Raw genomic sequence first — 21,689 nt, 5'->3', positions numbered from 1 at the left:
TCTTTAACCTCCTGCCATTGCTTTCATGATTTGCTGTTGATGGATCTGATCCCCGCTAAGTTCTTGCACTTTTTTGCGGTCCCGGATTACGGCAATCCGGTGGCTGACACGAATCACTTCTTCCAGCTCGGACGAAATGAACAGCACGGCCATGCCCTGCTTCGACAGAGAGAGCACCAGCTTCTGTATTTCAGTCTTGGCACCGATATCAATTCCACGCGTAGGTTCATCGAGAATCAACAGATCGGGGTTCATCAGCAACCACCGTGCAAGCAACACCTTTTGCTGATTACCGCCGCTCAGATTTTTAATTAAATGCTCCGGGTTTTTCGGATGGATATTTAACAGGTTGATGTACTTTTCGGCGATCTCATCCTGTTTCTTGCGTGAGATTGGTTTGGACCAGCCTCTTGTCGCTTGTAAAGCCAGAATAATGTTCTCCCGAATGGTCAAATCATCGATTATGCCTTCGGTTTTACGGTTCTCGGAGCAAAAAGCAATATTCTGATCAATTGCATGACGCGGCGACTTGACCGTACTTCCTGTATCTACAACGAGCAGCTTGCCTACATCTGAACGATCTGCACCAAAGAAAAGGCGAGCGATTTCGGTACGACCAGACCCCAATAACCCAGCCAAGCCCACGACTTCTCCTTTGCGAATGTCCAGATCAAATGGCTCAATTGCTCCTTTGCGTCCAAGTGCCTTAGCGGTAATTAACAGTTCTCCCGCCTCCGCCTGGGCAGCATCCGCTTCCTTCGGAAGCTCCTCAAGCACCTCAAGCTCCTTTCCGATCATCTTGAGCACCAGTTCCATGCGTGGAAGTTCTGCGGCTATGTACTCTCCTTCCAATTCCCCGTTACGGAGTACCGTTAGACGATCCGACATTTCGTATACCTGATCAAGAAAATGAGTAACAAAAAGAATTGCGAGACCTTCACTCTTTAATTTGTGCATAATACGAAACAGTTGCTGAACCTCGTTTTTGTCCAGACTGGATGTGGGTTCATCCAATATGAGCACTTTTGCCGAGATGCTGAGTGCTCTTGCAATTGCAATCAGTTGTTGCATCGCGACCGAATAGGTCTGTAAAGGAGCCTTAACGTCGATGGACAGATGTAATCTGTCTCGCAGAAGGTTCTCCGCATCTTTGTTCATTTGCTTCCAATTGATTTTGCCAAATCGCATCGGCTCCCGCCCGATGAAAATATTCTCAGCAACCGTTAAGTTTGGACAGAGATTGACCTCTTGATAAACGGTACTGATTCCCGCCTTTTGCGCTTCAAGCGGACCGGAGATCGAAAGATCCCGGTTATCCATCGTTACCGTTCCTTCGTCAATGGAATAAACGCCGGTCAGAACTTTAATAAGCGTTGACTTCCCCGCTCCGTTCTCACCCATCAAGGCATGAATCTCGCCCGGAAACAAGCGAAAGCTGACGCTGGACAGTGCTTTAACCCCGGGAAATTGTTTGGTGATGCCTGTCATTTGTAAAATGGGTGCTTGCTCGGCCATATAACCCTCTCCTTTGTTATGAAAAAAAGTCATTTAGCGACAGCCTGGTCGAAAAATGACTTTTCGGTGTTATACGAATCTGCTTTTAATATTCACGTGTTGGCAATGCTTCTTTGGCTTGCTCCGATGTGAAGGTCGTCTCATCCGTAACGATTCGGGGTTCGATGTCTTTCCCGTCCACTACCGCTTGAACCGCTTCCATTAATTGAGGTCCTAACAACGGATTACATTCAACGATAAAGTTGATTTTGCCATCAGCAGCAGCCTGCATACCATCCTTCACGGCATCCACAGAGATAATGGTAATATCTACGCCTGGTTTCAATCCTGCCGCTTCAATGGCCTGAATTGCACCAAGTGCCATATCGTCATTATGTGCATAGAGAACATCTATTTTTTTATGTGCTTTGAGGAAAGCTTGCATGACTTCTTTGCCTTTGGCACGTGTAAAGTCACCCGATTGTGAAGCAATCACTTTAAGCTTCGAGTTGGAAGCAATCAATTCCATAAAGCCCTCTTGACGGTCATTCGCTGGTGCGGAGCCTGTTGTACCCTGCAGCTCAACAATGTTGATCTCGTCTTGTGTGTCCTTGTATTGGTCACTAAGCCACTGACCTGCTTTGCGTCCTTCTTCTACAAAGTCGGAACCAATAAAGGTTTTGTAGAGGGTTTTATCCGGCGAATCCACAGCACGGTCCGTCAAAATCACGGGAATTCCTGCATCCTTCGCTTCCTTCAATACGGTATCCCAACCGGATTCTACAACAGGGGAAAAAGCAATCACCGTCACCTTCTGTTGTATGAAGGAGCGCAAAGCTTTGATTTGATTTTCCTGCTTCTGCTGCGCATCGGAGAATTTCAAATCATAACCCGCTTCTTTGGCTGAATCCTGAATCGACTTGGTATTCGCCGAACGCCAACCACTCTCCGCACCAACCTGTGAAAAACCAAGCGTAATTGTTTTGGCGCTGGCAGGTGTACTGCCATTCCCACTCGTTGAAGTTTCATTATCGGAGCCTGCTCCTCCATTGGTACTGCTACATGCCGTGCTGACCAGCATCACCATAGCCAATGTTATGGCAAGTCCCCACTTTTTTTTGGTTCGCATGTTGTGATCCTCCCTTTTTTCGTTTCACCTTGTGGTGTGACCACATTATAGAACGCTTTCATTCCGAGCTTATATGGAGTCTCATACTTTATTTATGTAATAATTTAGTAATTTCAAAAAAATGAAATTTAGAACGTGTAATTTCTTTGTTTAATTGTGTAGTATTTAGCGATTCTCTTACATATTAGAAAATCATGTTATACTAATGATACATTTTGATCCCTTCAGATGGAGTGGAATACGTTGAAACTCATTCAATGGATTGCTTCAAGCCTCAGGCTTAAATTACTCAGCATGTTTATCATCCTCAGTTCAGTACCACTGATCGTGGTTGGATTGATTTCTTACCACAAATCCTATACGGTCGTATCCAATCATAACAAGGCCTCGACACAACTGGTTGCCGACCAGCTTGCCAGAAACATTGACATCTTGTTTGAGGATACGGAACGGCTGCTCGAACTGGGCAAGAACCCGCAAGTGCTTCAATACCTGTATTCTCAATCGGAGTCCTACCCGGAAGCCAAAGCCATCCTTCAGACATACAATCTTTATCGGGAAACCTACAAGTATGACAAGGTACTTAATATCTCGTTCGTGAATTTCTATGGAAAAGGCATAAGTGAACGAAAAGGCGTGTTCAAGCTGGAACGAAATCCGCTGCGTAACCCGTACTTCAAGTATCTGATACAGTATCCGGATGCCATTCTGCGCATCCCTCATTCTGCAGCCTATGCCGAATATAACAGGCTGGATGGGTTTGCTTACCCTAAACAGAATGCGCTTTCAATTATAACCACGGTCAAAGAGCGAATTACGCATGAGGTCATCGGGTTCATAGTAATTGATTTGAATGATTCGTTCATTGATGATTTTTTGACGAATACCCCTATTAAGGATTCCGGTTTTTTCTATATTAGTGATCAATACGGAAATACACTCTTCAGGCCGGATGCCACCCCGGCATCCATAACCATGATGGATCAGATCCGATCGGTCCCTTTACATCTACAGCACGACAGCTTTATCCTGTCTGCAGGATCCAAGCCCCAGTTTGTTGTATACAGCACCTCAGAACAGACCGGATGGAAAATGATCGGGGTAGCTCCTTATCAGGAAATCATTGCAGAGGCCAATAGCATTCGCCAATTGATCATCATTACCGTTTTGTTAAGTGCTTTCTTTGCGATATCGTTATATTTTTTCCTGAATAATCGACTGATTCTTCCCATCCGGATTCTGATGAACAAGATGCGTAAAGCTGCAAACGGTTACTTGGAAGCCAAAGTCACACCACACGGCTCGGACGAAATTGCTGATCTGGGCAAAAGTTTCAATGTGATGCTGGATAAGCTCAAAATGCTAATCGAAAAGAGCATTCGAGAGAATGAACAGGTGAAAATAGCTGAACTACGTACGCTGCAAGCTCAGATCAACCCTCATTTCCTGTATAACACGTTGGAATCTATTCTATGGATGGCTGAAGCAGAGAAAAAAGAAAATGTAATCAAACTTGTGCAGGCCCTCTCGAAGTTCTTTCGGTTGAGTCTGAACAAAGGATTCGACTGGGTATCCATTCAAACCGAGCTTGAGCATGCGCGGAGTTACTTGGTTATTCAACAGATGAGGTACCACGATATTCTCACCTACGAGATCAGCGTTGATCGTGAGCTTCAGGATTATCCCATTTTGAAAATGACGCTGCAGCCCCTGATTGAAAACGCGCTCTACCATGGGATCAAGAACAAACGCGGTCAAGGGTTGATATCCATTCACGGATATGTAGAGGACAATAGCATCATTCTCACCGTACAGGATAACGGAATCGGCATGTCTGCGGATCGATTGGCACAATTACGTGAAGAGCTGGAGAAGCCGGCCGGTTCCCGTTCACCCCAAGATGACGAGCAGGAAGGCGGATTTGGTCTGCTCAATGTACATCACCGGATTCGACTCTATTTCGGACCAGCTTATGGTGTTGAAATGGAAAGTACCTATATGGAAGGCAGCACATTTATGATTCGTATCCCCAAAAGCAAGGAGGTTAACCGTTGAAAAAGGTGATGATTGTGGATGACGAAATTGGAATTCGGGAGAATATACGGAGCTGCATTGATTGGGAAAAGGAAGGTTTTCACTATTGCGGGGATGCACCCGACGGCGAGCTTGCGTTACCTTTAATTCATGAATGGGCTCCGGATATTCTGATTACGGATATCAAAATGCCATTTATGAACGGATTGGAACTGACCTCCATCGTTCGCACTCAACAACCTGATATCAAAATCATTATCATGAGCGGTCATGATGAATTCAGCTATGCCCAGGAGGCTATCCGACTTGGTGTGACCGAGTACTGTCTAAAGCCCATTAGTGCAGCAGAGCTAATCCAAATGCTTCATAAGGTCAGCAAACAAATGGATGAAGAACATCAACGCATGACAAACCGGACGATCACCAAAGAAAAACTGCTGGCCGATCTGTGCGGAGGACTCATCGGTACAACCGATGCGATTGAATCAGCCAAACAACTCTCACTTCCACTCTCGGCCCGGTATTATACAATTGTCATTATCGACGTTCGATTAACAGATGACTCCCGGGACCCGGAATCCCTGATGAAGAAACTGCTTCCCGTACTGGAGGAAACTCGTGATCCCCACGTGGAACTTCTTCCCTATATTCGAAGCCGGACCGAGTTGGTGCTTCTGCTCAAGTATCACTCCGATGACAGCATATCCGTATATCTGGAGCAGCTTCGCGGGCGGGTTCGTATGGAACTTGAGCATACGTTCAAATGTAATATTATTCTGGGCATCGGCAGTCAGCAGGAGCGGCTGCAAGGAATTCATGTCTCGTATCTGGAAGCGGAGGAGGATAAATATATTAATCGACTCACCCTTCAGAACAGAGCTTCTCTACATGAAATTAACCTGGATGAGCAAACGACTCTTTTCCTCGACAGGAATTCGTTTCTTGAATTTCTCAAAATCGGCAGTCTCAATCTGCGTGACCATTTTGTGCAGGAGTTTGCTGCTCCATTACAGTCCTTCGACTGGAAGTCCTCATCGTATGGCTTCTATCTGTTGAATGATCTTACGCTGGAGTCGTTCCGGCTTGCGAATCAGCTGTTCCGCATGAGTGACCATTCGGATGAGAACATTACTTCCCTACAGCAGACGATCCGGAAGATCACGTGCTGGGAGGACTGCACCCAATATCTGTGTTCCCTGCTTAACTTGTTATGGCAGAGAAGAGCAGCTTGCTCTGGAAAATACAGTGATGTCATTGATCAGGTGAAAGCCTATGTATCCCGTGAATACAATAACGAACAGGTCTCGTTAAAGATGATTTCTGCACATGTCAGAATCAGTCCAAGTCATCTAAGCAAGATTTTCAGTCAGGAAACTGGTCAAACGATAACGGAGTATCTAACCCAGATTCGAATCGGCAAAGCCAAGGAGCTGCTGAAAACAACCAACAACAAAACCTTTGAGATTGCTTACAAAGTTGGTTACAACGATTCTCACTATTTTTCTAATATATTCAAGAAAACAACAGGTTTTACGCCAAGAGAATATCGAACTCAAGGAACCGCGGAATCGCAGGCCAGACCATCAGATATGAGAAAAGAGCCAATGTATGAATAAAGCCAGATTTGCACTTTTACTTACACTAATACTTCTGTTCCCGACGATCATTTCATCCGGTTCGGCACACATTCGGCCACAGCAAATGGCTGCAACACTTCCTGCAACTTCACCTGTAGAGAAATCTGCAGCGAGCAAAACTTTCGGTATTATCTATCCAATGACGTATCCAACCTATGAGATGATCACGAAGGATGCAACGGAGTATGCAGGGAAACACAATATCACGTTAATTGTAAACGCACCTGATGAAGCCAATACCGAACAACAGATCCGTATCATGGAAAATATGATCAAACAGCATGTGGACGGGATAGCTATATCTCCTGTGGATGCTGCTGCACTTACACCCGTTATTGATGCAGCCCAAGCTGCGGGTATTCCTGTCATTACATTTGAGTCAGATGTCCCATCCAGTCATCGAATCGCTTATGTTGGCGCAGATAACTATCGCACTGGCCAGCAGTTCGCGATGACGACTACACGACTCCTGCATAATCAAGGTATGATTCTTGTCGAGAACGGCTTGGAGGAGATGCAAGGTTTGCAGCAGCGGCTTAATGGATTCATTGACTATATCCGCAGTGAAACAGACATCGAAATCTTGGAAGTTCGTTATCATCAAGGGAATGAAGATCAAGCCATGTCCGATATGGAGAACATGATTCAAGCTCACCCTCACTTCAATGCGATTATCGGGCTCGATTTTGTTTCTGTCTCTGCTTCTACCCTGATCTGGAAAGCAAAAGGCCTTAACCGGCATTTAATCGCGTTCGGTGATAGCCCGACCAGTGAAAACGGGTTACTTAACGGTCAATTGTCTGCCGTTATTTCGCAGAATGAAGGAGTCTGGGGTGCCAAAATGATGGAGACCCTGTTACTTGCAAGCGACGGTGTGCCTGTGAAGGAATTTATTGATACGGGGATCATTGAAATAAATCAGAAAGAAAGCAATTAAGGGGATGTCCACCTGTCATTCTGATGACAGGCGGACATCCCCTTTTAAATTTTCGTACACGTAGTTATTACATCCGTTCATGGAAGTGTTTCTCAAGAAAGATGACTCTCAAGTATGATGATCCTTTTGAGAAGTCATTTTTTCCATTCGTTTTCTAGTATGCTCATTTCGATTAGATTCCAGAATGTATCTTCATATCTTCTCGCATCACGAATAAGTCCTTCTTGTACAAAGCCCGCTTTTTCATAACATCGGATGGCTGAGACATTAAAATCAAATACGCCCAGACTGATCCGGTGCAACTTCTCCTCTTCAAATCCAATGCGAAGTGCCTCATCGATCATTTGCTTCCCATAACCCTTACCCTGATATGGCTTACCAAGAAGCACCTTACCGATACGCCCTGAACGATTATATCGATCGATACCGCCAAGAGCAATATGACCTACAATCTCCTGAGTCGATTCATCCATCACTTTATAAATGAACTTATTTGAAGTGTTCTTATCATTGGCACCATGCAAATAATCCGATAGCTGCTCTCTGGAAAGTGGATATTGGAACTGAGGGCCGGCCCACTGGAGCAGAAATGCTTCATCCCCACTCCATTCGATCAGTTGATCAAAATCTTCCGGTTCAAAGTATTGGAATGTAATCATGTGTATCCGCCCCTTCTTTTTTTATGTCATATCATAACCTATTTCAGTTCTCTTGTGTCGTCATAATTATGAGTTTCATCAAACGCTTTGTTTCTTATATTCATTTCACGGATGGAGTTCTGAACCCAATTCATTCTAGCTAATAAACAGATAACTCCACCCAAAACGCATATCGCGCCTATCCAATAATTCAGTTCAAAATTCACTTGATAAGCACTCGAATCATAACTGCCAGCTGCTGCTGACTGGAATGCTGCATACCCTAGCTTGGGAATCACCTCTTCAATCATTTTCGAGATCGTAATAATCACAATGCCTAACATGATAAAGAGTAATGAGAAAATAATGTGTACATGCTTCAAAGACAAGCTACCTCCTTTACAATCCAAATCGCGTGCGTTTTGGCACTACTTGCATCTTAGAAGCCGAACGACTTCGCCATCAATCAGCCCTTCACTTACTCTCCGAAAACCAAGGGATTCATACAGATTTCCGGCGATACCATTTTCCGGCCTGTGTCCAATCATGATGCGTTTGCAATTCTGCGATTCTTTCATTAGATCAATTAACTTCCTCAATGCTTCTCTTCCATAACCTCTGCCCTGATATTTTGTATCTATCATTAGAGCAAGAAGCCAGTAGTTATCCTCATGATCCGGCTTATCTGAGTACACAGCAAATCCAACCAGATCCGAATCATAATAGATGGCCATGGGTCGAAAATCGGTCACGACCTTGGATTCAGCAATCCAATATACAACCGGCGCGGGAAAACTTTTTTTCTGTTCTTCCGTTACATTCAGTTGAGTACATGCATACCAATTATCCACCGACACATTTTTTAATTGAATCATAAATTGAAACTCCTCCTAGTGAAAATTACACAGAGGAATCCCACTGAAGACTTCCTTGGGTCCTCTGCGCTAGACAAAAACACCTCTTGTAACTTCATTTCTACTTTTCAGATTCGTATTGTTTCTCATATCACATCACTCCTCTCACGTATATTTCAGCGTTTCAACGAAATTTCACGATTAAGACTTGTTAAAGCTCGCTTGCAGTGTCCATTCTAATCTGCGGAGCCATTCCCTATGTACATCTGGATGAGCATTCTTGATTCGGTTCATGATCTGTATTACTTTGGATGTGGAATATGCCCGAATTAGATCATTTGTTACATCAATATTTGTACGTTCTGTATATGCATTTAAGAAGACTTCTGACAGATCCTTTGCCATGTGAGGGTAATGAAGATGCACAAACCAGACCACCCATGCGATATCAAACAACGGATTGCCCCATCCTGCCCACTCCCAGTCCAAAATGAACATTAAATCGTTGGATAACATGACATTATGTGGTCCGTAATCTCCGTGAATCAGAGTTTGCTCCCCATGATCGGAAATGTCCAACACTTCTTTTACCATGCTTTTGATTCCGGAGGGTACAAACTCAAGTTCCTCCACATCATTAGCGGACTTCGTTATGACTGGCAGCTCTGCTTCGCAATCATATCGTTTGATGGAGTGCACGTCTCTGGCGAGATATATACCAAGCTGCTCATAAATTTTCCTACCTTGGTCAACTCCATCTTGATCCAGCAGCCTCTGTGCGTTTATTCCTGGAACGTAATCCATCATAACAAACAGCCAGTTTTCTTTTTCAAAATAATCCTGCACTCGCGGAGTCACGCCAGAATGATTTAACAACCTTAACGCGCTTATTTCTGTCCTTGCATCTGTATTTTCTACATGATAGATTTTAGCAATCATCTGCGGATCAGTTCCCTCAAGTAAAAGGGTCGTATTGGTATAACCACCTGTTAGTTTAACAATGTTCACATTCGGAAATCTGTTTAACAAGATGTCATGGTTCACTTCATGCATTCCTTCTTTCTTAGTCCTTGAAGTTCAGTCCTCTATTAGACAACCTCAAACCTAATCTTCGATCTCTGAAAGCATAGGACTATGTTTAATCAGTTCAGCGATTTCAAAAGATTTATTGGCACCTAACACTTCCTTAACAGCTTCAACCCCCTCTGACTTCCAGACCGAACAGACATATTTAGAAAAAGCATACCCATTCAAAGCATATCCACTGTCCTGTAGCCGTCTGAATAACCCCACACTTTCCTCTACCTTTTCAATATCTGTCAAAATACATGCCAGATTGTTCATCGCGATGTGAACATTTCTCTGTGAGTTACTGGATGAATTCAATTGTCTCCAGCTACCTACAACTTCCTGATTTTTTATTGGATCTAATGCTGACCAGTCGATCTTGTTTATCAAATTCAGCGTTTCATCCAGAAGCAGATTTACTTCTCTAACCTCCCCGGCATGATACAGATAGGCCAGACGCTGTTTGTTGTATGTAATCCGGGCAAAAAGAATATTGGACCATGTCTCATCTTCTTGTATGAGCTGGTTCATATTTTCAAGCACACTGTCCATTTCACTGTATCTCTCCAAAACCCAAAGCGAACCACCCAAAGCCCGATGACTCTCGAATCGAGCACCTCGGTTGGTATCCAACTTCGGGGCATGATCACAAGCATATTGGTACCAATCCATCCAATGATCAAAGTAGTTGCCCAGAGATAATGACAACGCTTGGGTCGAATCCGAAACAATCCAGTGTAACTGCTCCGGGGCTAGGTTTTCTTTCCCCCATTCGAAGAATACCCGGTGATTGGCATAAAGCAGTTCAGGTTCTCTTAACAAGGCATAACCATCGGAAATATTCCAGTAGACCCAGCCCTGTTCATTAACAGATAATGGTCTGGATTGTTCGTAGTTTTTCAGTAACTCAATCATACCCTGATGATCCCCTCGAACTACTAATTCCTGAAAAGAATGAACGATATTCATCCCCATCCTCCGTCCCTAATTAGTTTCAACCCAGCTATGTCAATGGCTTCGTACCGCAAGCTGTAATGAAATTCATCATGGCATAGGCTTCCGGCGAATGATTTATCGCTTCAGAAGCTTGTTGCAGCTGAGCAAATTCCTCCGAACTGATCACACCTTTTTCAGCAAAATGTACAAAACGATTAAGATTAAACTGGTGCTTAAACCCTTCTATGCCTAACAGATCACTATGTTGAAGGACAGAATCAATGTCAACATCGATGTATCCGCTCTCAGTAAGGAGACGCGGCAGACTTCTACCAATTAAACGATTACCGCCGTGTTGTGCCGCATAGTCCGAAATTTTCATTAATACCGTATGCAAAGCAGGAACATCAGGATTCACTGCTCCAAAAACGCCGTCATCTACATCAATAATGGCAAGACAGCCGCCAGGCTTCAGTACACGATATATCTCTTGTGCAGCTTCGTCAGGATTGTTCAAATGAAGAAAGATAAGTCTTGCCACGACAAAATCAAAAGAATCATCAGGTAGATCCATCTGGTAAATGGAAGACTCTACAAATTGCAATCGCTTGGAAGGAATATCTTTAAGCCGTTCTTTAGCTTGTGCTTGCAGTGAATGATCAATCTCAAGTGAGGTAAGCTCGCTGTCCGGCAGACTGTTCACTAATTGCTCTGTGATATAACCTGGTCCGCTTCCGACCTCCAATACACGCATTCCATTTTTCAAACCATACCATTCTAGATTTCGGAATTCTTTGGACCACCCCATTACCGCCTGTATCTTTAACCTTTCTAATTCCTCTTGTAAACTTAAAACTGCCGTTTGGATACTGTATGTTGAACGCGGATCACTCATATATTCTCTCCTGTTCTTAAGTAGATTAATAAAAACATATATTCTTAGACCTTTTTCTTCCCTAGAAAAAAGCATCCTTATGATTCAATTGTTCCCCTGCTTGAGCATCTGTAGAAACAGCTTCACGAACATGCAATTTTGTCATAGATAACTCGTCTCCTTATGGTTTGGATCATGACGTAATTGATCTATTTATAGCTCGAATTTTATATAACTCTTCTGGATTAACGAAAATTCCCCTATCTTTCTATTCTTGATTTTAGCATGAACAACCTTCTATATCTCAGAAGCAATAAGGATATATCAGATATATTGACAGCACACTGTCAATGAATTAAGATAAACATATGAAATACAACCAAAATATAGAAGATCCACTAAGCAAGTTTTCCCTTCACATCTTTCACATTCATGGATTATTGATGCGTTCGGGGGATATCGTTACACGTTCACTCCATCAGAGCAGTGCCCGATGGCAGGTATTGGGTCGCATTGGACATGGTACACCGACAGTAGCCAAAATCGCCCGTGATATGGGGCTAGCCCGCCAAAGTGTACAGCGCATTGCAGATGTATTAACCGATGAAGGGCTCACTATGTACAAAGACCATCCGACAGACCGACGAACCAAGTTACTTGAATTAACGGCGAAAGGAGAAGAAGTGCTGGAAGCGATCTATACACAGTACGATGAATGGAACCAGTATATTATGGCTCACCTTGATCCGAAGCAATTATTAGATATAACGAATGCTCTCGGCCAAGTCGGGCAAATTTTAGAAAAGGAAATTACACAGTTTAGCGATAAGGTGAATGAGTAGAGAAGCTTAATCTAATCCAAAACAATGATTGGGGTGTTCTTATGAAAAGTATCTTCATTAAAACGCATGCTGTGGAAATCGTAGAGCGTATTGATAGACTCAGTGCAAATTGCAAGCCTGAATGGGGAAACATGCAGGTCCCTCAAATGCTGGCTCACTGCTCGGCATTTCAAGACATTCCCATGGGGAATGCTTTTCCACCTAGAGGATTGCTAGGAAGGCTCGTTGGAAGGTTCGCCAAACCGATGTTTTATAACGAAAAGCCATTACCGCATAATATGTCGACCATCCCAACGATTATTATAGAAGACAACAGAGAGTTTATCGTAGAGAAAGAGAAACTGAAACAAAAGATTACAACTTTCCAAAGTCTTGGTCCAAGAAAATGCTCCTCTCACCCCCATCCTTTTTTCGGAAGATTAACACCTGAGCAATGGGGTATAGGCATCTATAAACATTTAGATCATCATCTAAAGCAATTTGGAGTGTGATTCGTAAACGAACATTTTTTTGGAAATTATGGATTATACTTGTTATTCATTGATGAACTTCCTTAGCAATGACTCAACTTCATTAACCCAGTCTCCTTCTTCGTCAGCCAGTAAAGTCTCCCAGCCAAGTAGCTTAGCAGAATGTAAATTTTTCTCTTGATCATCTATAAATAGAACCTCTTCTCCATCTGCCAGGAAGGTCTCTACCCGTTGGTATATCTCAATCTCAGGTTTGCATAAACCTACTTGATTAGAGATAGTTACACTTTTGGTAAATGAGCTTAAACGGCTCAGATTCGGCTCAATCCATTCCTTACAATGATTGCTGAGTAGATGGATATCGGCGGACTCACTCCATCGCTCAAGGTATTGAGCGGCTGGTAAGGGAACAATAGAATTGTATAAGATGTCCTTCGCTCGGCTTATTGATAATTCAGGATACATCTCCTTCAACGATTGCCAGAACTCTTCTTCCCTCATCATTCCTGTCCAGAGCTTTCGTTTGATTCCTGCAAAATGTACTTTCAAAGATTCTGCCGATAGGTTGGTTTCCTCACTCATATCTTTCCAGCACGTTAACGATATATTACTTAACAAAACCCCTGCGATATCTAAAACGATCTGTGGTCTGCCTATCATTTTATCGACCCCCAAGTTCATCTAATACGACGTATAACAGGCCTTAAGTTACTTAAAAGCATCATGCGGAAGGACAGCATGCACACCCTTAACGCCATTCACAATTTGAGTGATACGCAGGTCAATTACCGCGCTTCCAAGTGCAATCGCTTCCACTCGATCTAGTCCGTACAACTCACCCATCAGATTGAGCATCCCGTCTAATGCTTGAACCGTAGCCTCATTCAGATCTTCATGAAAACCGAAGGTAATCCAGCCGGATGGCGTATGTGCACGAGGATTGGTCAAAATCATATCATCAATCACATTAAGTGTAACATCCACCACTTTCATCGGACATTCAATGGCCTGACAGCTGACTTCACCGTCTCCCTGCCGTGCATGACCATCACCAATCGCGAGATAACCCCCGTCTACGGGGATAGGTAAATATAATTTACTTCCCTGCACCAGTTCCTTGCAGTCGATGTTCCCTCCACAATAGCGAGGCGGCCAAGTCGTATGAATTCCACCTGACTCTGGCGGCATGCCCACTACACCCATAAACGGCGAGAGAGATACCGTGAAGGATTTCCCGTGTACTTCACAGGTTCCACTCATCGTTTGGCGATCAAGTGTCCAGTTCAGCGACAGTTCTTCAATCTCTGTTAGATGTAACTTCTGGTTCTGCCAGTTCGGATATCCGCCAGCGGAAGTAAACCCATAACTCCCGGGTACGATCTCATTGAAAACAATCTCCAACGTCTGTCCTTGCTTCGCCTCATCGATATAGATCGGACCGATTAAGGCATGACCTCCATCTTTTTCACCTTGTCGATCAAAAGGTTTCATGCGTTCCGCATAACTCACACCCGTTCCCCAGCCCGCATCCAGCGTCTGAAAACGAATGGAGTCACCAGATTTCACGCTCAAAATGGGGGTTACCTCATTGGTAAATGAACCGATCAGATTTTCCTGAGTTAATTCAATCGTATGAATGGTCATCATAACCTCCACAGTTTCGGAATTCAGCTTTTTGCTTAATTACTACAGTATCGAGTATCTTTATTTGCAATAACGATCTGCTTCCATGATCATATGAACTTCCCATCCTTTCTAATAAATAACTGTTCAAGCTCTTCTCTCGTCACTGGATGTAAAATAATATCTTGTGAATTTATCATTCGTTCTACCAGATTAGAATCTTTCACTTTACGTCCCCATTTTCTTGAAAAAGACCTCCAATCACATACCATTTCTATCAAATATTTTGTAGGCATGGGCAGAGTTTCTTTTGTATTCCTATTTACAATCCAATACTCCCAATGATGTTTATTATGATTTTGGTGATGGAGCCATGCATTCTTCCATCTTAGATGGGAGTCTTCATCCTTCTGTTCTGAATAAAAATGAATTGCATAGGGAATAAATTCTTGCGGAAAAAACTTGGATATATCATGAATTAAACCTTGCACATAAAGACCTTCTTGCCAACATTCGATCAGCACGTTCAATTTATGCTCAACAACATATAGAAAATACCTCCAGTATGCGGAACGAATGGTCACCACCTCCCATAACGTTGTGTTTAAAACAGCGCTGCAATGATCCTCTCCGCACATTCTTCCGGTGTGTTCATACTTGTATCAATTGAATAGCTATAGTTGATGTTTTGGGCCATGATTTGATGCTGCTCATCCGATTGCTCTTCTCTTCGATCACCACGTTCAATGTTCCGCTGACGACAGATATCGAGAGGACAGTGCAGTTCCACAATATCCAGTGGATACCCTTCAAAAATCTGTTTGACTTGTTCATAATGCGGCGCGAGCTCTGGTCTTTCCACAAGTATGCCATCGATCAGAACATGCTTGCCATGGTCTGAAAATACTTTTGCCGTATGATACATCATTACAATCGCTTCACTCAGATACTTCCAGTAATCCGTCTGAAGATGTTTATCACCGATCGTATTTTCAAATAAATCATTAGCCACAACATAGAAAAACGGATCATCGTATGATTGCATCGCCTCTACAATTGACGTTTTCCCAGAGCTGGTTACACCGTTCAAAAATATAATTTTGCCTTTTTCCATGATAGTCATCTTCCTTTGCTTAAGTATAATTTTATAAATGTAATACAGCATGTACTACGTGTGTTTCATTGATTTTTTGAGCAGCATGATCTGGCCAATATGATAGGCATTATGAATACATAGATTGGATACAACTCCCCACCATGGCGCGTTGAAATAGGAAGGGATTTCACGGGTCAATTTATGTTCTTCGCTATCTTCAAGTGCCCTGTTCCAATCACCAAAGACGGTTTTTAGTCTATGTAATGTCTTGCCCCACTCCACATCATTCAGGTTAGACGGATCTATCTCGAATGTATCCTCATTATTCACTGAATGCTGCCCGTCGACCTTTTCGGCAACATATCTCGCAAGCCACCTCTCATTCCAGAAGATAAGATGATTGACGAGCGCCCAAATGGAATGCTCTCCCTCATTCTTTACATAAGCGGCCTCCGCCGCATTGAGGTCTGTCAAAATATCATGAAGCGGTATAAACCAGCTCTTGTCATGATAACAGGCATTTAATTGGTCTATGAGAATAGCTTTATAACTCATCGTTGCACCTCACTCAGATTAATATAAAATTTATCCGTTCATTGACTTCGCAATCTTCATCACAAGATCTTCTGACATATTTCTGCCAATGATCTCGTATTGCAACGCCTTCCCATGCACGTCCTCTTCGATCCATACCAATTGGGAAGTTTCGTTATTGAAAATATAAAATGCTTCGACGCCACGGATGGCTGCTTGTTTAACCTTAGTACCATCATGATCAGGCAATGCGATCCGGCTCTTTGTTGTCCCGAAAATATTAAGTTTATAACCACCGTATTCTTTATACGTGATGCTGATGCCCACAACCTTCTTATTGGGCTTCAAGTCTCGAATCACTACATTTCTGCCTGACCTGTTACTTTCTTCAATCATTTCATCGATTTCTTGCGAAGTTAAATTATCAAATCCATAAAATACATGAATGGCATCTATATCAGAATCAATCGGAAATTTCGGCTGCCATGGAGAGTAATGTTGTTGCAATCGTTCCAAACCGTCTTCCCATGGAATGGGTGCATAATTGGTCTGTTGCGTGAATTGGTTCTCTATAACATCTGCGGTGTATATCGCCTTCCCCTCACCAGGCTTTAAGTTAATGACGACCCGGTCAATCGCATTATCATTGCGTAAGGATTCAATTTGAATCTTTCCAAGCACATCTCCGCTTTTGTTTTTGATATCCATTGGTCTTTCACTCCTTTGTTTTCAAAAATACCTTTCTGATCTTCATACAATAGAAAGCTGAGCCTAATTCGGTAAATGATAGCAGCAGCCCAAGGCTCCTCAGAAATTCAATTTACAATCATGGTGTTCCCACACATCAAATAAGTTACCGTCCAGATCTTCTAACACAAAAAACTTCCCATAGTGTCTCTCATCACTAATATCCCCTACTTTCACATTCTCTGATGTTAAGTAGTCATGTAAAGAAGCAATGTCATCAGTGAAAAATGTAATGACCCATCTCTTTTTCTGATGCACTTCAAATGTCGCTCGTGTTTCATTATCGCTTTGGATCAAGTCCAAAATTGGGCGATTCCCCCGAAATAAACTCAAATATCCTTCGCGTTGGTGGCGAATGTTAAATCCAAAATGCTTTACAAACCAAGCGGCTGACACTTCTAAATCTTTCACTGGAATTACATTATATGCTATGCCCAGAATCCTTCCATTCCCCATATGTTACCTCCACACTTGAGATGTGTATAAGACCTACCATCTCTGCGATGTTATACAAGATTTAATTTGAGCAATATGATGCTGCCCGTGCCATACAAATCTTTGAATCGCGATATCCAATGAAATTGTACCTAACACTTCTGTTTGAATTGTTCGTCTAAACTGATCGGGATGTAAACCATGTAGCAACGTGAGAAATCGCTTGTGCAGTATCTCCATCAGCAAAATTGAATCTTCGATGGGCGTATTCCTGTAATCATGTAATGATGCCCATAAATCCTCTCGATATGAGCTTGCCACCGGTTCATCTTCAGTCAAGGCTCTCTTAAATCTGATATAAACGTTCATGTCATTGTCCGCAAGGTGGTGCACAATCTGTATGATCGTCCAACCGCCATCACGATAAGGAGTACAAAGTTGATCATCATTGAGATGTTGTGTAATCTCTCTTAAGGTCTTCGTAATTCCGGGAATTTGACCTATGATGTGGATTCTGTCCTCATTAGAGAATTTAAGAATTGGCTCAAAGTGTCCTATCGGAAAGCTTACATTTTCATCCAAGGTTGACCACCTCTCCATTTCTCTACTATAGAACCAAATCATATCCAATATAACCCACAATGTTCCATTTGCGAAGTATAAAAGCAAAAAAGAAGCAACCTTTATTCTCGGGCTGCTCCTTATATTACACTACTCTCATATCTGTATTTGGATTAGAAAACTAGCACAATTAAACCTGAGTTACGAAGGTACAATTATATAAGAAGCGCCCCTATCTTGGGTAGAATGGTGCTTGTCTAGAACATCACCAACCAAGAGAGGAGCGACTTTATGGTGGAGTCTACCATAATGAGTGACCTTATTCTGAAAATTCAATCAAAAAAGGATGGCTTTTCTCATCTAATGCATTATGAATTCTGTTATAGAAATTTCCCCATGTTATCATTTGCCCAGCTTCTTCTAAAGTAAAGTAGCCCACCTCTTCACTTTCATCACTGGTAGTTAAAGCTCCACCAATCGGTTTCCCAGTAAATATATTGTTGCATACACCGCGCGTTATGTTCTGATACAAACCACAAAATTTAATTAATTCAATGTCAATCCCTGTTTCCTCTTTCACTTCTCTAACTGCTGCCTGCCTAATAGTCTCTCCTTCTTCAACACAACCTTGAGGCATTTCCCAACCTCTTCGACCTTTCATGAGTAAAATCTCATTATGTTCATTGAGAACGATTACACTAGCAGAAACGATAAATTTCATTCTAATTCCTCCCACTATAAAGTAACGTTTTCGCCTGTTTTCTCGTCCATTCGTAGATTTACAACCTCGACATCTTGGATTGATGGAGGAATATTGGTTCAGAACCAGATTTTGCTGTAATGACCGGTGACGGGAACAGAGCTTGGACTCCATTTTTTATCCAAACTGTGGTCATGCTTATGATCGCACAGTGGATCTCCACATCTCCCTCGGGGTTCACCCTCCCATGTCACGCGGGGTCATTGCCCTTACATTCCTTCGTTCTACCTGCCAAGGGGTGGAGGCCGATTCTTGCTCCTAAACGGGGTCGTTGCCCTTATGGAATGGTATTCTTCGGCTTCTCCGGTGCTTCAATTGTCTCGTTATACATCTGTGAACGAGTGGAGATTTCAGGCTATTGATTCTTTGAACTAAGCTGCAATCTGTTGTAACTGCGCTTGTCGTACAGGACCAAGAACTTCGTTTGCGTTGTACTCTATTTCCTTCGTCCCCAGCGTGTGCAGGACGCGTATCAGTTTGCCGCAGAGCGCGATGAGCGACTGCTTTTTCTTCAGCGGATTTTGACTTCGTGTTGTGAAATACTTGTGAAGGGCCTTGAACTCCTCATTCTTAGCTACCATTGGCATGACGCAACGGAACAATAGGGCTCTTAGTCGAGATCGTCCACGCTTGGTAATGCCCGTTTTACCCTTACGCTTACCAGAACTATTTTCTTTTAGATTCAAGCCCGCCAACCGGATGATTTGTTGCCCGTGGTCGTAATGACTCAGATCGCCAACCTCAGCCAGAAATCCTGCAACGGTAACCGCGCCAACGCCTGGGATATTCAACATCTGCGTCGTTCCCGGTATCTCACTCAAGATATCCATGACCTGTTTCATGGTCGTTTCCACCTGTTTAGAGAAAAGCTCATACTGGTCGAGCAAGCTCAGAAGCTCCAGTCTCGCAGCTCGTAACCCTTCGGTAAGCCCGATGGATATCCCGGCTGTTGCAAAGAGCTTTTCCGCTCTCTTGATACCAACTCCACGCTTCACTTCCGTTTTCCAGTGTGCGAGAACGCCTCTGGCGCCTGTAGAGACGATCTCTTCCGGTGTCGGAAACTGGCGCATGGTCATCAAGGAAGTTTTGCCTTCCCAATCTTTAAACACGCTCAAATACTCTGGAAAATAGCGGTCGAACCAATTATGCACACGTGCCTTGACTTGGTTTAAACTCACCATAACCTTCTCACGGAAATTCATGAGGATGCGTAGTTCGGCATATTCCATTGCCGGCAATTTGGGCTCCGAGTACTTCCCGTTTCGAATGAGATCTGCAATGACTTTGGCATCCTTATAGTCACTCTTCGTCGGCGAGTTATCCTCAAGTTCCTTGCTCTTGTTTACGTGATGCGGGTTCACAATGACGATCTTGATATCTCGAGCTTCCAGGAAAGCGGCTAGCGGAAACCAGTAGTGCCCGGTAGGCTCAATTCCGAAAACAATGTCCGTTTTCAGATGAACCTCCTGAAGTTCTTTCATCCATGTTACTAGCCTAGTTAACCCTTCCTGATCGTTGTAGAACACGCAGTCTTTTCCTAATTCAATGCCACGGAAATCTACCGCTCTAGCTACGTGAATCTTTTTGGCAATGTCTGCTCCAATGACTAGCGTATCTTCTGTAATTCGCGTAATACGTTGATTCTGTTTCTGTTTCATCTTATACTTCATTTGTGCGCCTCTTTTCGTGTGTGGGTATTGTTCTTTGGTCGGAACAACGATTCCCAGTATACTAAAGGCGCATTTTTCATTCAAAGCTCAAATTACTTCATTACAGGAATGGCTCCTATGGTGGTTTAAATAACCACTCTTCCTCGAATGGAATAGCTAAATGCCTAGAACTGAAACAAAATCTTGAGTTGTTAATTGCTTTTCAACCCATACAACAAACTCTATGATTAATTCACGAAGTCTCTGAACACTATTGAGAAAATCTTGTTGAAACTCATCTTTAGAACTGCCAAAGAAGAAATATACATGTTCATTTATTAATTCCATTGTTACTTTTTCATCAAGGAGATTAGCAAGCGTTTTCAAATCCTCAAGGATCACCTCCCACGTTTTTCGATGTATTTCGTTAAATGCCTAATGATCATATCCAGAAAATATATTTTCTATTGTTTTCTCTACAAAGCCGAATACTTCCTCATCAAAGTAAATTGAGTCCTCATTCCAAAATTGCCCAAGGTACTTCCCGGGTAAAACTTCAATATAACCAGTTCCTTCAAGTTCTTCCCTATCTCTTATTATCTTCATCGTTCACCCTCATTAAATAGTTTCGTCGATTTCACATACTTTTCTGTATATAAGACCCAGCATATGCTGGGTGTGTGAATGCGTAGTTATGTGATTTCCCTGCCTTCATTGAGTAAACTTATCATTTGCCTGTTGGTTTTTAAGATTATCACTTTGTCTTTATAAGGGGACAAGAAACTACAGATTTCTTTCCGATTTGTACTATTAAATTTATGATTCCAAATAAGCATTTCAATTAGTCCTCTTAATGTTTGCTTGTATATAGATCTTTCTGCGCCTATTCTTTGTTTAACAAATCTCATGATAATTCTAAAATGTCGAATCAAAACATTAGTGTCTAGGTAATAAATTACATCTGCTCTTGAAAAGCTATCAGAAAGCCATTTATAATATACTCCCTCTACAATCCAACTATCATTATCAATTATTTTATGTAGTAATTTATCTCTCACGTCTGGAGAATTCTTTCCTGAAAACTCCACTTTACTGCTCCACATGACTGTATCTAGTTCGTAAATTTTTATATGTAACTTCTCTGACAAAACTTGACCAAGGTATGTTTTTCCGCTACCAGTTGAACCTATAATATGAATTCTTAAAGGTCTAGACATAATTAGCTTCTCCTTTTTAATTTATTGCAGTGATTTCTAATCACCTTCCTTTTTTATGCAGTTCAACAAACTCTCGGAGGTGTCTGCCAAAATATCAACTTTGAAATCCATTTAGCAGACCAAGGCTCCGTTAGGAGCCGTTGCTTTATGTCAT

26 protein-coding genes are annotated in these 21,689 nt (G+C 42.6%); 5 read left to right on the top strand and 21 right to left on the bottom strand.

Going from position 1 to position 21,689, the window contains the following annotated elements; translation table 11 throughout:
• Nucleotides 1-3: 3 nt before the first annotated feature.
• Nucleotides 4-1,515: a sugar ABC transporter ATP-binding protein gene (locus tag MKY66_RS12045; protein WP_076216272.1), complete on the bottom strand. Its 1,512-nt coding sequence runs from the start codon at nt 1,513-1,515 to the stop codon at nt 4-6.
• 85 nt (nt 1,516-1,600) lie between these two features.
• Nucleotides 1,601-2,623 (bottom strand): ABC transporter substrate-binding protein, encoded by a 1,023-nt coding sequence (locus tag MKY66_RS12040; RefSeq protein WP_076216274.1) that lies wholly within the window; start codon nt 2,621-2,623, stop codon nt 1,601-1,603.
• Between the two features lie 243 nt (nt 2,624-2,866).
• Here MKY66_RS12040 and MKY66_RS12035 point away from each other — a divergent pair, with 243 nt between their 5' ends.
• Genes MKY66_RS12035 through MKY66_RS12025 form a run of 3 tightly spaced genes read left to right on the top strand, consistent with a single transcriptional unit; the run spans nt 2,867 to nt 7,231 of the window.
• Entirely contained in the window at nt 2,867-4,678 is a 1,812-nt protein-coding gene (locus MKY66_RS12035; RefSeq protein ID WP_076216276.1) for a sensor histidine kinase, read from the top strand.
• Between the two features lie 5 nt (nt 4,679-4,683).
• Nucleotides 4,684-6,273, top strand: a complete 1,590-nt coding sequence (locus MKY66_RS12030) for a response regulator (RefSeq protein ID WP_256704345.1) — start codon at nt 4,684-4,686, stop codon at nt 6,271-6,273.
• Entirely contained in the window at nt 6,266-7,231 is a 966-nt protein-coding gene (locus MKY66_RS12025; RefSeq protein WP_076216280.1) for a substrate-binding domain-containing protein, read from the top strand. Before MKY66_RS12030 ends, MKY66_RS12025 begins: the two co-directional genes overlap by 8 nt.
• A 134-nt stretch (nt 7,232-7,365) precedes the next feature.
• Here the strand turns inward: MKY66_RS12025 and MKY66_RS12020 are convergent, their stop codons facing one another.
• The 6 genes from MKY66_RS12020 to MKY66_RS11995 all read right to left on the bottom strand — a co-directional run bounded on the left by MKY66_RS12020 (nt 7,366) and on the right by MKY66_RS11995 (nt 11,622).
• A complete protein-coding gene (locus tag MKY66_RS12020) occupies nt 7,366-7,890 on the bottom strand; it encodes a GNAT family protein (RefSeq protein WP_036670493.1) in 525 nt (174 codons plus the stop codon).
• Between the two features lie 38 nt (nt 7,891-7,928).
• Nucleotides 7,929-8,252, bottom strand: coding sequence for a hypothetical protein (locus MKY66_RS12015; RefSeq protein WP_076216282.1), 324 nt, complete (start codon nt 8,250-8,252; stop codon nt 7,929-7,931).
• Between the two features lie 45 nt (nt 8,253-8,297).
• Entirely contained in the window at nt 8,298-8,744 is a 447-nt protein-coding gene (locus tag MKY66_RS12010; protein WP_076216284.1) for a GNAT family N-acetyltransferase, read from the bottom strand.
• 180 nt (nt 8,745-8,924) lie between these two features.
• Complete coding sequence (locus tag MKY66_RS12005) at nt 8,925-9,752, bottom strand: phosphotransferase (RefSeq protein WP_339807143.1); 828 nt, start codon at nt 9,750-9,752, stop codon at nt 8,925-8,927.
• Between the two features lie 75 nt (nt 9,753-9,827).
• On the bottom strand, nt 9,828-10,760 hold the full coding sequence (locus MKY66_RS12000; RefSeq protein ID WP_076216287.1) for a hypothetical protein: 933 nt from the start codon (nt 10,758-10,760) through the stop codon (nt 9,828-9,830).
• Between the two features lie 34 nt (nt 10,761-10,794).
• Nucleotides 10,795-11,622, bottom strand: coding sequence for a methyltransferase domain-containing protein (locus MKY66_RS11995; RefSeq protein WP_076216289.1), 828 nt, complete (start codon nt 11,620-11,622; stop codon nt 10,795-10,797).
• Between the two features lie 347 nt (nt 11,623-11,969).
• On the opposite strand from MKY66_RS11995, the gene MKY66_RS11990 reads away from it, so the two are divergent.
• Together MKY66_RS11990 and MKY66_RS11985 are read left to right on the top strand one after the other, a co-directional pair.
• Nucleotides 11,970-12,443 carry a MarR family transcriptional regulator gene (locus tag MKY66_RS11990; protein WP_076216291.1) on the top strand — a complete coding sequence of 158 codons (474 nt, stop codon included), beginning with the start codon at nt 11,970-11,972 and terminating at the stop codon, nt 12,441-12,443.
• Nucleotides 12,444-12,484: 41 nt separating this feature from the next.
• The gene (locus tag MKY66_RS11985) at nt 12,485-12,934 is read left to right on the top strand and encodes a DUF1569 domain-containing protein (RefSeq protein WP_076216293.1); all 450 of its coding nucleotides are present in this window, start codon (nt 12,485-12,487) and stop codon (nt 12,932-12,934) included.
• A gap of 42 nt (nt 12,935-12,976) precedes the next feature.
• On the opposite strand, the gene MKY66_RS11980 is transcribed toward MKY66_RS11985, so the two are convergent.
• The 13 genes from MKY66_RS11980 to MKY66_RS11920 form a co-directional block, all read right to left on the bottom strand.
• On the bottom strand, nt 12,977-13,573 hold the full coding sequence (locus MKY66_RS11980) for an HAD-IA family hydrolase (protein WP_076216295.1): 597 nt from the start codon (nt 13,571-13,573) through the stop codon (nt 12,977-12,979).
• 48 nt (nt 13,574-13,621) lie between these two features.
• The gene (locus MKY66_RS11975) at nt 13,622-14,557 is read right to left on the bottom strand and encodes an acetamidase/formamidase family protein (RefSeq protein WP_076216297.1); all 936 of its coding nucleotides are present in this window, start codon (nt 14,555-14,557) and stop codon (nt 13,622-13,624) included.
• Between the two features lie 89 nt (nt 14,558-14,646).
• Nucleotides 14,647-15,174 carry a DUF5662 family protein gene (locus MKY66_RS11970; RefSeq protein ID WP_256704340.1) on the bottom strand — a complete coding sequence of 176 codons (528 nt, stop codon included), beginning with the start codon at nt 15,172-15,174 and terminating at the stop codon, nt 14,647-14,649.
• Nucleotides 15,141-15,650 carry an AAA family ATPase gene (locus MKY66_RS11965; protein ID WP_076216299.1) on the bottom strand — a complete coding sequence of 170 codons (510 nt, stop codon included), beginning with the start codon at nt 15,648-15,650 and terminating at the stop codon, nt 15,141-15,143. Before MKY66_RS11965 ends, MKY66_RS11970 begins: the two co-directional genes overlap by 34 nt.
• 54 nt (nt 15,651-15,704) lie before the next feature.
• A complete protein-coding gene (locus MKY66_RS11960; RefSeq protein ID WP_076216301.1) occupies nt 15,705-16,187 on the bottom strand; it encodes a DinB family protein in 483 nt (160 codons plus the stop codon).
• A 30-nt stretch (nt 16,188-16,217) separates the two neighbouring features.
• Complete coding sequence (locus tag MKY66_RS11955; protein ID WP_076216303.1) at nt 16,218-16,874, bottom strand: DUF4367 domain-containing protein; 657 nt, start codon at nt 16,872-16,874, stop codon at nt 16,218-16,220.
• Nucleotides 16,875-16,973: 99 nt separating this feature from the next.
• Complete coding sequence (locus MKY66_RS11950; protein WP_076216305.1) at nt 16,974-17,369, bottom strand: VOC family protein; 396 nt, start codon at nt 17,367-17,369, stop codon at nt 16,974-16,976.
• A 33-nt stretch (nt 17,370-17,402) separates the two neighbouring features.
• The gene (locus tag MKY66_RS11945) at nt 17,403-17,930 is read right to left on the bottom strand and encodes a YfiT family bacillithiol transferase (protein ID WP_256704342.1); all 528 of its coding nucleotides are present in this window, start codon (nt 17,928-17,930) and stop codon (nt 17,403-17,405) included.
• A 298-nt stretch (nt 17,931-18,228) separates the two neighbouring features.
• Nucleotides 18,229-18,630, bottom strand: coding sequence for an NUDIX hydrolase (locus MKY66_RS11940; RefSeq protein WP_076216307.1), 402 nt, complete (start codon nt 18,628-18,630; stop codon nt 18,229-18,231).
• Nucleotides 18,631-19,040: 410 nt separating this feature from the next.
• Nucleotides 19,041-20,327, bottom strand: coding sequence for an IS110 family transposase (locus MKY66_RS11935; protein WP_339807176.1), 1,287 nt, complete (start codon nt 20,325-20,327; stop codon nt 19,041-19,043).
• A 168-nt stretch (nt 20,328-20,495) separates the two neighbouring features.
• Nucleotides 20,496-20,705 (bottom strand): hypothetical protein, encoded by a 210-nt coding sequence (locus MKY66_RS11930; protein WP_076208811.1) that lies wholly within the window; start codon nt 20,703-20,705, stop codon nt 20,496-20,498.
• A gap of 48 nt (nt 20,706-20,753) precedes the next feature.
• Nucleotides 20,754-20,924 carry a hypothetical protein gene (locus tag MKY66_RS11925; RefSeq protein WP_179088476.1) on the bottom strand — a complete coding sequence of 57 codons (171 nt, stop codon included), beginning with the start codon at nt 20,922-20,924 and terminating at the stop codon, nt 20,754-20,756.
• Nucleotides 20,925-21,010: 86 nt separating this feature from the next.
• Nucleotides 21,011-21,535 (bottom strand): hypothetical protein, encoded by a 525-nt coding sequence (locus MKY66_RS11920; RefSeq protein WP_076208812.1) that lies wholly within the window; start codon nt 21,533-21,535, stop codon nt 21,011-21,013.
• Nucleotides 21,536-21,689 lie beyond the last annotated feature (154 nt).

It is taken from the genome of Paenibacillus sp. FSL R5-0766, assembly GCF_037971845.1.
Taxonomy (GTDB): domain Bacteria; phylum Bacillota; class Bacilli; order Paenibacillales; family Paenibacillaceae; genus Paenibacillus.
The sequence above is the reverse complement of the archived record's forward strand: the minus strand, read 5'-3'. Positions and strand labels throughout refer to the sequence as shown.

Excerpts from the sequence above, each read along its gene's own strand:
- MKY66_RS11940 (WP_076216307.1), bottom strand. The coding sequence starts at position 18,630 with ATGAAATTTATCGTTTCTGCTAGTGTAATCGTTCTCAATGAACATAAT.
- MKY66_RS11965 (WP_076216299.1), bottom strand. The coding sequence starts at position 15,650 with ATGGAAAAAGGCAAAATTATATTTTTGAACGGTGTAACCAGCTCTGGG.
- MKY66_RS11985 (WP_076216293.1), top strand. The coding sequence starts at position 12,485 with ATGAAAAGTATCTTCATTAAAACGCATGCTGTGGAAATCGTAGAGCGT.
- MKY66_RS12045 (WP_076216272.1), bottom strand. The coding sequence starts at position 1,515 with ATGGCCGAGCAAGCACCCATTTTACAAATGACAGGCATCACCAAACAA.
- MKY66_RS11960 (WP_076216301.1), bottom strand. The coding sequence starts at position 16,187 with ATGAGTTATAAAGCTATTCTCATAGACCAATTAAATGCCTGTTATCAT.
- MKY66_RS12040 (WP_076216274.1), bottom strand. The coding sequence starts at position 2,623 with ATGCGAACCAAAAAAAAGTGGGGACTTGCCATAACATTGGCTATGGTG.
- MKY66_RS11980 (WP_076216295.1), bottom strand. The coding sequence starts at position 13,573 with ATGATAGGCAGACCACAGATCGTTTTAGATATCGCAGGGGTTTTGTTA.
- MKY66_RS12010 (WP_076216284.1), bottom strand. The coding sequence starts at position 8,744 with ATGATTCAATTAAAAAATGTGTCGGTGGATAATTGGTATGCATGTACT.
- MKY66_RS11920 (WP_076208812.1), bottom strand. The coding sequence starts at position 21,535 with ATGTCTAGACCTTTAAGAATTCATATTATAGGTTCAACTGGTAGCGGA.
- MKY66_RS12025 (WP_076216280.1), top strand. The coding sequence starts at position 6,266 with ATGAATAAAGCCAGATTTGCACTTTTACTTACACTAATACTTCTGTTC.
- MKY66_RS11990 (WP_076216291.1), top strand. The coding sequence starts at position 11,970 with ATGAAATACAACCAAAATATAGAAGATCCACTAAGCAAGTTTTCCCTT.
- MKY66_RS11935 (WP_339807176.1), bottom strand. The coding sequence starts at position 20,327 with ATGAAACAGAAACAGAATCAACGTATTACGCGAATTACAGAAGATACG.
- MKY66_RS11995 (WP_076216289.1), bottom strand. The coding sequence starts at position 11,622 with ATGAGTGATCCGCGTTCAACATACAGTATCCAAACGGCAGTTTTAAGT.
- MKY66_RS11950 (WP_076216305.1), bottom strand. The coding sequence starts at position 17,369 with ATGGGGAATGGAAGGATTCTGGGCATAGCATATAATGTAATTCCAGTG.
- MKY66_RS11955 (WP_076216303.1), bottom strand. The coding sequence starts at position 16,874 with ATGGATATCAAAAACAAAAGCGGAGATGTGCTTGGAAAGATTCAAATT.
- MKY66_RS11975 (WP_076216297.1), bottom strand. The coding sequence starts at position 14,557 with ATGACCATTCATACGATTGAATTAACTCAGGAAAATCTGATCGGTTCA.
- MKY66_RS11970 (WP_256704340.1), bottom strand. The coding sequence starts at position 15,174 with ATGTGCGGAGAGGATCATTGCAGCGCTGTTTTAAACACAACGTTATGG.
- MKY66_RS12020 (WP_036670493.1), bottom strand. The coding sequence starts at position 7,890 with ATGATTACATTCCAATACTTTGAACCGGAAGATTTTGATCAACTGATC.
- MKY66_RS11925 (WP_179088476.1), bottom strand. The coding sequence starts at position 20,924 with ATGAAGATAATAAGAGATAGGGAAGAACTTGAAGGAACTGGTTATATT.
- MKY66_RS12000 (WP_076216287.1), bottom strand. The coding sequence starts at position 10,760 with ATGAATATCGTTCATTCTTTTCAGGAATTAGTAGTTCGAGGGGATCAT.